Raw genomic sequence first — 11,668 nt, 5'->3', positions numbered from 1 at the left:
GAAGAGTCGCGATCAATCCCAGTTGTTGATCTCGACGCGACGGTTTTGCGCACGTCCGGCATCAGTTTCGTTGGTAGCGATGGGCTGTTCCTCGCCGTAGCCACGCGTGGTCATGCGATTCGAATCGATACCACGAGACACCAGGAAGTCACGCACGGAGTCGGCGCGACGCTGAGACAGGTCCTGGTTGTACTGGTTGGAACCGATGGAATCGGTATGACCCTCGATGCTGACGCGCATCCGCGGATTCTCGCGCAGGGTAGCAGCCACCTGATCGAGAATCGGGTAGGCGCTCTCGCGAATCTCGGCGGAATCGAAGGCAAAGGTCACTTCGCTGTCCAGTACCACCGGTTCGAACTCGGGCGCAGGAGCCGGTGCAGGCTCGGGCTCCGGCATCGGCTCGGGCTCGGCTACCGGTTCCGGCGTGCGGTCGGCACACAGCAGGGCACCAACGGCGGAACCTGCCACCGCACCGGTTGCAGTGCCTTCTTCCTCATCGGATTCACCGCTGGTCGCATAGCCGATGCTGCCGCCTACCAGGCCGCCGGCGATGCCGCACACCAGGGGATGCTGATACCAGGCGCGATCGCCGGAGGTATTCGACATGCCGCCTGATGTCTCACCACCGCGCTGGAAATCGGTGGCACAGCCGGAAAGGCCAATCATCAGTGCAGAACCCAACAGCAAGCCAGTCGTTGATTTTTTCATTGCAAGACTCCTTCTTGATTTCATCTCGGGGCTATGCGAAAGCGAACTCCCCGAAGGTCAGGGCATTCATTGACCCAACGGCTTCAAGTGTAGGCCTTTATTGCCTTTGCTCAAAGCGTCGTCACACTCCATTCGTTGACCATCTTGCAGAATTTTGCCAGAAAAATCCCGTCAATGGACACTGATTAGCTTGATGGAGTACAAGACGCCGCCAACATACCTTGGCGTAAAGTGTTTGTATAGCTTCAATGCAAACCATCCGGCCAGCGGCGGCGAAACTTCAGCACCTCTTCCGCTGCTGCCAGAACCGGTTGGCGCCACTCCGCCTCGACCTCGAGACGCTCGCGGTCCTCACGCATCCGCTCGCGCGGCGCCAACTGCTTGCGTGCGGCGTGCGTATGCAGGTGCCGCGTACGGGCATAAACCTCACCGAAGGCCTGAAAGCCAGGCCTTTCGATGAGACCGGGATCGAGGATATCGAGCAGCAGCTTGCATCGCCAGGCGCCCTCGGTCACGTCCACTTGCTCCTGGATCAGCGACGACGCGACGATCTCGAGGTTGGACAGACAGTTCTCGTGGGCGCGACGAAGCTCCTCCTCGCGAAAAGCCTGGCGGCGCTTCACCTCCTGCCACAGCGTAAAGGCATAAGCCCCCAGGCCGGCAACGATCGCCAAGCCCACCCCAAGCAGGATCAATGCCGTTGTCGTCGTCATCGCATCTCCAGACTGACGGAATGATCCGCGCATTGTAACGCAAGGCGTTTGCCGGTACAGGCCCGCCCCTTTTCGTTACGTGAAGGCCCACAGGCCAGCGTAGTGATCCAGTAGCAGCACGCCGAATACGCCCAGGATGTAGCGAATGGAGAACCAGAAGGCCGCCAGCGGAGCCTGAGGGTCCGCGCCACGCCAGACCTTCCAGTTCCAATACATGAAGCGCAGGTTAAGTACCATGACGCCTATCAGGTAGACGGCACCGCTCATGCCGATGGCAAACGGCAGCAGGGTCACGGCGACGGTCAGCCAGCCATAGAGCCATACCTGTAGCCGCGTGAATGCCTCGCCATGAGTCACTGGCAACATCGGTACCCCGGCGCGGGCGTACTCGTCTCGCTTGTGAATCGCCAGCGCCCAGAAGTGCGGCGGCGTCCAGGCAAACACGATCAGTACCAGCAGCAGCGGCTCCGGCCCCAGCTGTCCGGTCACCGCCGTCCAGCCGAGCATCGGGGGCGCCGCCCCGGCGACGCCGCCGATCACGATGTTTTGCGGGGTCGCACGCTTGAGAAACGCCGTATAGATGAGGGCGTAGCCGATCAGCGAGCCCAGCGTCAGCCACGCCGTCAGCGCATTCACCTGCCACAGCAGCAGGCTGATGCCGGCAACCGAGAGCAGCGATGCCCAAACCAGCGCCAGCGGCGTCGGCATCCGTCGGGTTGCCAGGGGGCGCTGCGAGGTGCGCAGCATCATCGCATCGAGCCGACGATCGACCACATGGTTGAACGCAGCCGCTCCGCCCGCGGCCATGCCGATGCCGGCCAGGCCGTACACCACCACGGCAAGCGAGGGCAGCGTCGGTGTCGCCAGCGCCATCCCTACCAGCGCACACACCAACATCACCACGACCACCCTGGGTTTGCACAGCGTGAGCAGGTCCTGCCAGGTCCAGTCGGAAGCCTCCCACTGTGCCGGCGATACGCGCTTCACACTCGCTCGCTTCAACAGCGCGTTAGACATTCGCCCACTCCTTGTCTTTTCCCGTTGAACCCACGGCCTCGACGGCCGTCTCCCGCCAGCGCCACACGGCCAATGTCAGCAGCAGGACCAGTGACACGGCCCCGGCCGTATGCAGCAACGCCAACCATAATGGCAGCCACATCAATACGTTGGCGACACCCAACCCCAGTTGTACAGCATAGGCGGCAACCAGCCCCGCCAGCCAGGGCCGCATACGCGCCTCGCCCCAATGGCGTAGCGCCAGCGCCAGCAGCGCCAACCCCAGCAGCAGCGCACCGAGGCGATGCCCCAGGTGAATGGCGGTGCGGGCCTCGGCATGCAGCTGGCCGTAGAGATAGTTCGGCCCGACCGTCTGAGTCAGATGGAACCCCTCGCTCCAGTCCATCTCCGGCCACCATTGACCGTTGCAGGTCGGGAATCCCTGGCAGGCAATTCCGGCATAGTTGCTGGACACCCAGCCCCCTAGCGCCAGCTGCAGCACCAGCAGGAGCATGGCCAGCCCCCACAGCGGCGTGAGACGACGCCTTGGAGCCCCGGGTGCGGGCCCCTTGGCGAAGCGGCGCAGGCTCAGGTGCAGCCACAGGAACAGCAGCAGCACCGTCAGCCCGCCCAGCAGGTGCAGGGTCACCACCTGCGGCCATAGCTTGAGCGTCACCGTAAAGGCACCGAACGCTCCCTGAACAAGGATCACCCCAAGCAGTATCAAGTTGATCGCCCAGGGATAACCGCTACGTCGGCGTAGGCCGGCACCCAGAGCCAGTAGCGTAATTACCAGCAGACCGAGCGTCGACGCCACGTAGCGATGAATCATCTCCATCCAGGCCTTGAACGCCTCCAGCGGCGCATCCGGCGAATGGGCCATGGCGCGCTCGGCATCCGGTACTACCAAGGCACCGTAGCAGCCCGGCCAGTCGGGACAACCAAGCCCGGCATCTACCAGCCGCGTCCAGGCACCGATCAGCACGACGACCGCCGTGAAGACGACACCAACCAGGCTGAGGTTGAGCAACCAGCGCAGACGACGCGATTGCGACGGCTTGAAAAGTCCTGGTGTGAACGCACCCTGCATGCCTGGCATCCTGGATCCTGTCATGTTCCGCCACCTTGTCACATCCGGGGCCCGCACCGCCAGGCGGCACCGGGCGCTCAAGGACGCTAGCCGTCCAATTCCGTCACCGCACGCCGATCGGGATTGCGTTTCAGCAGATGGCCGAGATCGTCGAAGACGTCACGCTGCGACACGCCTTGCGCATAACTCAGGACCGCCCGCCCTTCGGGGTCGAGCAGCCAGATGCCCCCTGGCTGCTGCCACTCGGGGCGCTCCCGCCACTGGGTCACCGTTTCACCCGGCAGGGCCTCCGGCGTCCCGCCGATCCGCAATCGGCTAACACGCGGGGCCTCCCGCCCCAGTGCGCGGTGCATGCGCCACCAGCGATCGGCCTCGGCGCGACAGTCGCGGCTACAGTCGAATGCCAGTATCCAGTCCCCTCCATCCAGGGTGGCATGGCGTGGCTCCAGCGGCCACTCCGCCAGCACCGGCACGTCAGGCGCCAGTTCCCCGTGCGCGGTGCGCTGCTCGGGGATGCCGATGCGCCACTGCACCATGACCCAGGCCGTCAGCATGGGCAGGGCGAAAACCGCAATCAGCGCTAACAGCTTGAGGCGCTGTCGCTGTACGTTCATGGCTTGCTGCACGATCTTGCTCCGCTAGTTGCCGCTCATGAGTCCACGCCGCTCGACCGCCGCTCCCTGGTCAACCGCCGTCCCCCGATAATCATCACGGCCAGCGCCGCCAGCGCCAGCCCCCACCACTGCACGGCATAGCCCACGTGACGCGCAGGCGGCACCACGTTGGGCTGCCACCACAGCTCGAACCGCCCGGGCCCCTCCTCGAGATGCAGCCAGCCCGGATACGCGAATCCTTCCGGAATCTCCCACGCCGCGAGGTCGATGCGCTGCAGGCGCATGCCCTCCCGGTTGGGCCCGAAGAGCGGCGCCCCATCGCCGGCGAGCTGCCAGCGCCCGCGCAGCTCGACTTCGCCCGCGGGCGTCTCGGTGCTGGGTGTGTCGCGGGTGGGCCCCGTGGGCATGAAGCCTCGCTGCACCAGCCACAGGCGCCCCGCATCGTCGCGCAGCGGAGTGAGCACGGCCACGCCCAGCTGTCCCTCATGGGTACGATTGTCGAGGAATAGGGTTTCCTGCGCCACGTACTCCCCTTTCAGTGTCAGACGGGCTCCCTCCGGCGGCGGCTCGTGGGGCGATGTCAGCGTTGGTGCCGCGTCGAGCCGAGCCAGATAGCGGCGCTTGTCGTCGGCCCGCTCCCACTGCCATAGTCCAAGGCTTAGCCCGACAATCACAAGCAACGACCAGAGCAGGTACCACAGACCCAATCGCCTCTTGGGCAGGCGCGATGTCGGTCCCCGGCCTGCCCTGGCTCCCTGACCTTCGATGGAGTGCCCCATGATTCTCAAGACCCTGATCGCGGCTCTGTTTCTGGCCATGCTGGCCAGCCTGGCGGCCGGCGTAGGCTTCCTGTTGCGCGACGACAGCCAGTCCCGCCGCCTGCTGATCTCACTGAAGGTCCGCGTCACCCTCGCGGCCCTGCTGGTCGCCCTGCTCTTCTACGGCTTCTACTTCGGCGGCCTGGGCGAGGCATGAGCCCAAGCCGCCGCCTGACCGGTCAGAAGACGTAGACGAAGATGAACAGCCCCACCCAGACCACATCGACGAAGTGCCAGTACCAGCTCGACGCCTCGAAGCCGAAGTGCTCCTCGGCAGTGAAGTGGCGCCGCATGATCCTCACCAGCATCACGATCAGGATGATCGTGCCGATAATGACGTGCAGGCCATGGAAACCGGTCAGGATGAAGAAAGTGGCGCCGTAGATGCCGGCCTGCAGCGTAATGCCGTAATGGGCGTAGGCCTCGTAGTACTCGACGGCCTGGATCGTGATGAAGCACAGCCCCAGCAGGACGGTTCCTGCCAGCCAGTTGCGACATACCTGGCGATGACCCTCCTTCAGCGCCTCGTGGGCGACGGTCAGGGTGATGCTCGACGAGACCAGGATCAAGGTGTTCACCAGCGGCAGCTGCCACGGGCTGAAGACCTGGGCGGGGCCGGCCACCGAAGAATCCGGTGGGTTGAGCAGCGGCCAGTGCGCGGTGAACTCCGGCCACAGCAGCGCCGTGGCCCCCTTGGCGCCCTCGCCGCCCAGCCACGGCAGGGCGAAGGTTCGAACATAGAAGAGCGCGCCGAAGAAGGCAGCGAAGAACATCACCTCGGAGAAAATGAACCAGCCCATGCCCCAGCGGAAGGAGCGATCCATCTGGGTATCGTAGAGGCCGCTGCGAGATTCGTGCACCACGTCTCGAAACCACAGCGCCATGACCGTCAGCACGCCGACCAGACCGATCGCCATGACCACGGTGCCGCGTCCATGTACCAGCACCATGCCGGTGCCGATCATCATCACGCCGAGAGCCAGGGATCCCAGCGCCGGCCACTTGCTCGTTGCGGGTACGTAGTAACTGCCACTCATGCCTCTTCTCCTTGTTTGGTCTGCACCTCCGCCTGCAGCGGCTGGTGTCTGCCCTCGACGGGATAGAGGGTATAGACCAGGGTGACGGTATGAACCTCGGGGGGTAGATCGCGCGCCAGCTGGAACACCAGCGGCAGCTCGATCCGTTCGCCCGCCTGCAGTTGCTGCTCCTCGAAGCAGAAGCAGCTCGTCTTGCGCACGTGACGCGTGGCTTTGGAGGGCGAGACGCTGGGCACGGCGCGTCCCCAGCTCTCGGCACCGCTCTGGTTGCTGAAGGTGAAATTGATCTCGGAGGTCTCCCCCGGGTGCAGCCGCACCTGGCGAGTTTCCGCCTCCATGCGCCACGGCAGCCCGGCCCCGTTACGGGTAATGAACTGCACGGTCACCATGCGCGACTCGTCCACCTCCTCGTGGACGATGGCCTGGGCAGTGGTATCCACCTTGCCGTTGATGCCCGTCAGCCGACAGAAAGCGTCGTACATCGGCACCAGGGCGAAGGCAAAGGCGAACATGCCAACCAAGGCTGCCACGGTGCGCCAGACCGTGCGCCGCACACCGGCTTCACGCACCTCGGACTCGTTGCGGCTCATGCTTCACTCCTCCTCGCCGACGCCGACTTCACCCGCCCGCCCCGGCCTCAGTGGGCCGGGCGCTCGAAGGTCGGCGGTGTCTCGAAGGTATGCAACGGTGCCGGGCTGGGTACGCTCCACTCGAGGTCCGTGGCGTAATCTCCCCAGGCCTGGGCCGGCGCCTTCTTGCCGCCGCGTACGCAAAGCACGATAAGGGCGACGAACAGCAGCTGGGAGAAGCCGAAGATGAAGGCCCCCAACGACGACGCCAGGTTGAAGTCGGCGAACTGCAGCGCGTAATCGGGAATACGCCGCGGCATACCGGCCAGGCCCGAGAAGTGCATCGGGAAGAAAGTCAGGTTGACGCCGATCACCGAGAGCCAGAAGTGCCACTGTGACAGGCGCTCGTTGGGATAGTGACCGGTCCACTTGGGCAACCAGTAGTAGGCCCCGGCCAGGATCGCGAAGATCGCCCCGGGCACCAGCACGTAGTGGAAGTGCGCCACCACGAAATAGGTGTCGTGATACTGGAAGTCAGCCGGCGCGATGGCCAGCATCAGTCCCGAGAACCCACCGATGGTGAACTGCACCACGAAGGCCAGGGCGAATAGCATCGGCGGCTCGAAGCTGATCGAACCGCGGAACATGGTCGCCACCCAGTTGAACACCTTCACCCCGGTGGGTACCGCGATCAGCATGGTGGCGTACATGAAGAACAGCTGCCCGACCAGCGGCATCCCCACCGCGAACATGTGGTGACCCCAGACCACGAACGAGAGGATGGCGATGGCGGCGACGGCGTACACCATCGAGGCATAGCCGAACAGGCGCTTGCGCGAGAAGGTCGGGATGATCGCCGAAACGATGCCGAATGCCGGCAGGATCATGATGTAGACCTCGGGATGGCCGAAGAACCAGAACAGGTGCTGGAACAGCACCGGATCGCCACCCCCCGCGGCATTGAAGAAGCTGGTGCCGAAGTTGATGTCCATCAGCATCATGGTGATCACCCCGGCCAGCACCGGCATCACCGCAATCAGCAGGAAGGCGGTGATCAGCCAGGTCCAGACGAACAGCGGCATGTCCATCAGGCGCATGCCGGGCGCACGCATGTTGAGGATGGTGGCGATGATGTTAATCGCCCCCAGGATCGAACTGATGCCGGCGATATGCAGCGAGAGGATGAAGAAAGTCGTCGAAGGCGGCGCATAGGTGGTCGACAGCGGCGCATAGAAGGTCCAGCCGAAGTTGGGCCCACCCCCGGGCATCAGCAGCGTCGAAAGCAACAGGCAGAAGGCCACCGGCAGCAGCCAGAAACTGAAGTTGTTGAGTCGCGGCAGGGCCATGTCGGGCGCCCCGATCTGCAGCGGAATCATCCAGTTGGCCAAACCGGTAAAGGCCGGCATGACCGCCGCGAAGACCATGATCAGGCCATGCATGGTCGTCATCTGGTTGAAGAACTCCGGCCTGACGAACTGCAGGCCGGGCTGGAACAGCTCGAGCCGCACCACCAGTGCGAAGATGCCGCCGATGAAGAACATCGTCAGCGAGAAGATCAGGTACAGCGTGCCGATCTCCTTGTGGTTGGTGGTCAGCAACCAGCGCAGGATGCCCTTCGGCGGGGCATGGTGGGCGTGACCATGCCCGGCTTCCGCGGCGGTGCTGCTCTGCTCTAGCGTCGGTTGAGGAGGTACCTTCGGGGCCATCGGACTACTCCATGAACATTGTCTTGTTATAGCGCGGCATGTCAGGGTGGCACGGCGCGCACGCCGTGCCTGCCGTCACTCCTCCAGCCGTTCGGCGATCTCGGCGGGCTGAACGACTTCACCGGTATCGTTGCCCCAGGCGTTGCGCGTATAGGTGAGCACCGAGGCCAGTTCGACGGGGTTGAGCGTATTGCGGAACGAGGGCATGGCGGAGCCGGACACGCCGTTGATCACCTTGTTGACGTGCCAGTCCTTGTCCGAAATGAGCTGTTCGTTACCGGCCAGGGCCGGGAAGGCGGGCGGCGAGCCCTGACCCTCGGGCTGGTGGCAGGAGGCGCAGATGCTGCTGTAGATGCCCTCGCCGCGCTCCATCAGTTCGTCCATCTCCCACTCGCGGTCGATACCCATGGCCTCTTCGGCCGCAGCCTCCTTACGCTCGGCCAGCCAGGTATCGAACTCCTCTTCTTCGACGGCATGCACGACGATCGGCATGAAGCCATGGTCGACGCCACACAGCTCGGCGCACTGTCCTCGGTATATGCCAGGTTCCTGGATTTCCACCCAGTTCTCGTTGACGAAGCCGGGAATGGCGTCCTGCTTGACGGCAAGCTGGGGCACCCACCAAGCATGCATCACGTCATCCGAGGTAAAGAGGAAACGCACCTTGCGGTTGACGGGCAGCACCAGCGGTTCGTCGACTTCGAGCAGGTAGTGTTCGCCACGCGCCTCCTCGCCGTTGATCTGTGCCCTGGGGGTAGCCAGGTTGGATATGAAGGAGACGTCCTCGCCGAGGTACTCGTAGCGCCAACGCCACTGCTGGCCGGTAACCATTACGTCGAGCTCGGCTTCGGAGGGGTCGTAGATCTTCTGCAGCGTCGCCGTGGCGGGCACTGCCATGCCGACCAGAATCAGCAGCGGCACGATGGTCCAGATGACCTCGACGGTGGTGTTCTCGTGGAAGTTGGCGGCCTTGGCCCCCCGGGAGTGGCGGAACTTGAACAGGGAATAGAACATCACCCCGAACACGACCACGCCGATGACCACGCATATCCAGAAAATGGTCATGTGCAGGCCATAGATCTCGCCGCTCAGGGTCGAAACCCCAACGGGCATGTTCCAGCCGTTAGCCAGAGCCACCTGGCTCGAGCCGACAAGGGTCAAGCCCCCTGCCAACCAGACGAGCAGAGTGCGCATCGACGCCTCCCGAAGTTGTAGTTGTACCGGAACGGCAACCCCGAGGGTCAGGGATCGGGGGCTCTCCTCCTGAGAACATTAGCCGCTTCTTCATCGAGTATAGAGATCTGGTTTCGAAAGTCACTGCCCTCGGCCATGCCTGCTGGCTAACGCGCCAATCAACGCAACGCCGGCGAGCATTACCCCGCTGCAAGGCTCGCCACCAGAACGATCAACCCCACCAGCACGGCCCCCATCACGATGCCAACGACGATGAAGGCGACAGGATTGCCCTTCTCGAAGTCCTTGAGCCGCTGCTGCTCACGCTGCACGCCGAGAAAAGCGGCCAATACCGATTTGACGACCTCCCACATGACCGGCTCCTTCTTCCGCTCGGCTCGATAAAGCATGCCATGAATGAAGGGCCAAGAGACAAGCCCCCGAAAGTCGAATTTTTCATAATGCAGCGCAGCAAAACATCTGTCCTACAGGACGGCGTGCGCTACACTCAGGATGATTACCTCTCCTCCCGTTTACCACGTTTGGAGCCTGCTCATGGCCAGCCCGTCAGCTAACCGTCCCTTCAGTTTCACCCCTGCGCTCGATGCTTCACAACCCATGATCGAGTGGTGGTCCCAGCAGTGCGTGCAAGGCCTTGCTCCGATGACTCGCTTTCAACTGGCCTGCATGGAGTGCACCTGCGAAATGTTGCAGCAGGAAGCCCGTTTCTTTTCCGCCCTCTCGGCGGCAGGCGAACAGCTCAGCCATTGCTACGAGACCCATGGCGCCGATCCGGAGAAGATGAAGGAGTGCTACGAGGAAATTGCCCGAGAGGTCGCCGACCAGCAAATGCAGCGCCTGAAGCAGGTAGCCAGCCTGCCTCAGGAATTCAGGCGGCGTATCTGGGAGGAGATCTGAACGGACCTGTGCATTAGCCAAGTCGAAACGCAAAACCGCCGCCCGGCATGACCCGTAAGCGGCGGTTTTTACTGTGTTTCGTGGTCGGAGCGACAGGATTCGAACCTGCGACCTCTGCAACCCCATTGCAGCGCGCTACCAAGCTGCGCCACGCTCCGACTTTTTGTCGACTTGCGTCAGAAAAAACTGACGTCATTCGACGCTTCCGAGCTGACCGACCTGGCCGGCGCCCCGAGAACGAGGCGTATACTAGCGCGTTCGAGCTCAAATGGAAAGTCCCTTTTGTACTTTCCTTTCAGTTGTTTGCCGGGTCAGCGGAGCCGACCCACCCCTTCGGCGCCTGCCTCGTCGAGTCCTTCCGTTCACAGCACTCTCCTCCTTCGTGCAGGATCGAGACTATCTTCTCTCTTTGCCTCTATCACTCACTGCACAGAGGGAGATCCGTATGACACGCTTTTCGCTGGAAGGTCGCGCCGCCCTGGTTACCGGCTGCAACAAAGGCCTCGGCCAAGGCATCGCCGTGGCCCTGGCCGAGGCCGGTGCCGACATCGTCGGCGTCAATCGGCGCGCCGCCGAGGAGACCCGCAAGCGCATCGAATCCTGCGGGGGTCGCTACGTCAACCTCGAAGCCCAACTGGGCCATGACCCTGCGGAAGAGATCGTCAATCAGGCCATCGACAGCCTGGGACATCTCGATATCCTGATCAACAATGCAGGCACGATCCGGCGCGCCCCGGCAGTGGACTTCACCGAAGCGGACTGGGACGAGGTGATGGACATCAACCTCAAGGCGGCCTTCTTTCTCAGCCAGCAGGTGGCGCGTCACCTGATCGAGCGCCAGGCACCGGGGCGCATCGTCAACATCGCCTCGGTCCTGTCGTTCCAGGGCGGCATCCGCGTGCCCTCCTACACCGCCAGCAAGAGCGGCATCCTGGGGCTGACCCGCCTGCTGGCCAATGAATGGGCCGCCCACGGCATCACCGTCAATGCCATTGCACCGGGCTACATGGCCACGGACAACACCCAGGCGCTGCGTGAGGACGAAAAGCGCAGCGCCGAGATCCTCGGGCGCATTCCTGCCGGCCGCTGGGGAACGCCCGAGGACCTGGGCGGCGCCGCCGTCTTCCTCTGCTCCGATGCCGCAAGCTACGTCAACGGCCATGCTCTCGCCGTCGACGGCGGTTGGCTCGCCCGCTGACGCTGTCACGCCGGCGCCGAGTTGCATTTCCCCCGAGCTGAACCATAATCGGGATGAATGTCAGGCTAGCATCCTGTCATACCAATAAGCGCGATGCCGGCCCATCACGACGATGATGGCTATGAAAT

Annotated in this window: 14 protein-coding genes and 1 tRNA gene; 3 read left to right on the top strand and 12 right to left on the bottom strand. The window is 63.4% G+C overall.

Annotation, left to right across the window (positions count from 1 at the left end):
* Nucleotides 1-12 precede the first annotated feature (12 nt).
* From HNO53_RS09665 to HNO53_RS09640, 6 genes are all read right to left on the bottom strand, one after another.
* Nucleotides 13-708: an OmpA family protein gene (locus tag HNO53_RS09665; RefSeq protein ID WP_209478161.1), complete on the bottom strand. Its 696-nt coding sequence runs from the start codon at nt 706-708 to the stop codon at nt 13-15.
* Nucleotides 709-953: 245 nt separating this feature from the next.
* Nucleotides 954-1,421 (bottom strand): DUF2489 domain-containing protein, encoded by a 468-nt coding sequence (locus tag HNO53_RS09660; protein ID WP_209478159.1) that lies wholly within the window; start codon nt 1,419-1,421, stop codon nt 954-956.
* 75 nt (nt 1,422-1,496) lie between these two features.
* Entirely contained in the window at nt 1,497-2,438 is a 942-nt protein-coding gene (gene cyoE, locus HNO53_RS09655; RefSeq protein ID WP_242597600.1) for a heme o synthase, read from the bottom strand.
* Entirely contained in the window at nt 2,431-3,507 is a 1,077-nt protein-coding gene (locus HNO53_RS09650) for a COX15/CtaA family protein (RefSeq protein WP_209478157.1), read from the bottom strand. Before HNO53_RS09650 ends, cyoE begins: the two co-directional genes overlap by 8 nt.
* 86 nt (nt 3,508-3,593) lie before the next feature.
* Nucleotides 3,594-4,133, bottom strand: a complete 540-nt coding sequence (locus HNO53_RS09645; protein WP_209478155.1) for a hypothetical protein — start codon at nt 4,131-4,133, stop codon at nt 3,594-3,596.
* Between the two features lie 23 nt (nt 4,134-4,156).
* On the bottom strand, nt 4,157-4,900 hold the full coding sequence (locus HNO53_RS09640; protein ID WP_209478153.1) for an SURF1 family protein: 744 nt from the start codon (nt 4,898-4,900) through the stop codon (nt 4,157-4,159).
* On the opposite strand from HNO53_RS09640, the gene HNO53_RS09635 reads away from it, so the two are divergent.
* Nucleotides 4,899-5,096, top strand: coding sequence for a DUF2909 domain-containing protein (locus HNO53_RS09635; protein WP_209478151.1), 198 nt, complete (start codon nt 4,899-4,901; stop codon nt 5,094-5,096). The genes HNO53_RS09640 and HNO53_RS09635 overlap by 2 nt on opposite strands.
* A 22-nt stretch (nt 5,097-5,118) precedes the next feature.
* On the opposite strand, the gene HNO53_RS09630 is transcribed toward HNO53_RS09635, so the two are convergent.
* The 5 genes from HNO53_RS09630 to HNO53_RS09610 all read right to left on the bottom strand — a co-directional run bounded on the left by HNO53_RS09630 (nt 5,119) and on the right by HNO53_RS09610 (nt 9,798).
* Nucleotides 5,119-5,976: a cytochrome c oxidase subunit 3 gene (locus HNO53_RS09630; protein ID WP_209478149.1), complete on the bottom strand. Its 858-nt coding sequence runs from the start codon at nt 5,974-5,976 to the stop codon at nt 5,119-5,121.
* Complete coding sequence (locus HNO53_RS09625; RefSeq protein WP_209478147.1) at nt 5,973-6,566, bottom strand: cytochrome c oxidase assembly protein; 594 nt, start codon at nt 6,564-6,566, stop codon at nt 5,973-5,975. Before HNO53_RS09625 ends, HNO53_RS09630 begins: the two co-directional genes overlap by 4 nt.
* A 47-nt stretch (nt 6,567-6,613) precedes the next feature.
* Nucleotides 6,614-8,251: a cytochrome c oxidase subunit I gene (ctaD, locus tag HNO53_RS09620; protein WP_209478145.1), complete on the bottom strand. Its 1,638-nt coding sequence runs from the start codon at nt 8,249-8,251 to the stop codon at nt 6,614-6,616.
* 75 nt (nt 8,252-8,326) lie between these two features.
* Nucleotides 8,327-9,445 (bottom strand): cytochrome c oxidase subunit II, encoded by a 1,119-nt coding sequence (gene coxB, locus HNO53_RS09615; RefSeq protein WP_209478143.1) that lies wholly within the window; start codon nt 9,443-9,445, stop codon nt 8,327-8,329.
* Nucleotides 9,446-9,624: 179 nt separating this feature from the next.
* The gene (locus HNO53_RS09610) at nt 9,625-9,798 is read right to left on the bottom strand and encodes a DUF2970 domain-containing protein (protein ID WP_209478141.1); all 174 of its coding nucleotides are present in this window, start codon (nt 9,796-9,798) and stop codon (nt 9,625-9,627) included.
* Between the two features lie 181 nt (nt 9,799-9,979).
* On the opposite strand from HNO53_RS09610, the gene HNO53_RS09605 reads away from it, so the two are divergent.
* A complete protein-coding gene (locus HNO53_RS09605; RefSeq protein ID WP_209478139.1) occupies nt 9,980-10,342 on the top strand; it encodes a hypothetical protein in 363 nt (120 codons plus the stop codon).
* A gap of 81 nt (nt 10,343-10,423) precedes the next feature.
* Here HNO53_RS09605 and HNO53_RS09600 read toward each other — a convergent pair.
* Nucleotides 10,424-10,500 (bottom strand) — tRNA-Pro (locus tag HNO53_RS09600).
* Between the two features lie 287 nt (nt 10,501-10,787).
* Here HNO53_RS09600 and kduD point away from each other — a divergent pair.
* Nucleotides 10,788-11,540, top strand: coding sequence for a 2-dehydro-3-deoxy-D-gluconate 5-dehydrogenase KduD (kduD, locus tag HNO53_RS09595; RefSeq protein ID WP_275951368.1), 753 nt, complete (start codon nt 10,788-10,790; stop codon nt 11,538-11,540).
* Nucleotides 11,541-11,668: the final 128 nt, after the last annotated feature.

The sequence above is a fragment of the Billgrantia antri genome (genome assembly GCF_017868935.1).
GTDB lineage: Bacteria > Pseudomonadota > Gammaproteobacteria > Pseudomonadales > Halomonadaceae > Halomonas > Halomonas antri.
Note: the sequence above shows the minus strand (reverse complement) of the source record. Positions and strands in the feature narration are given on the sequence as shown.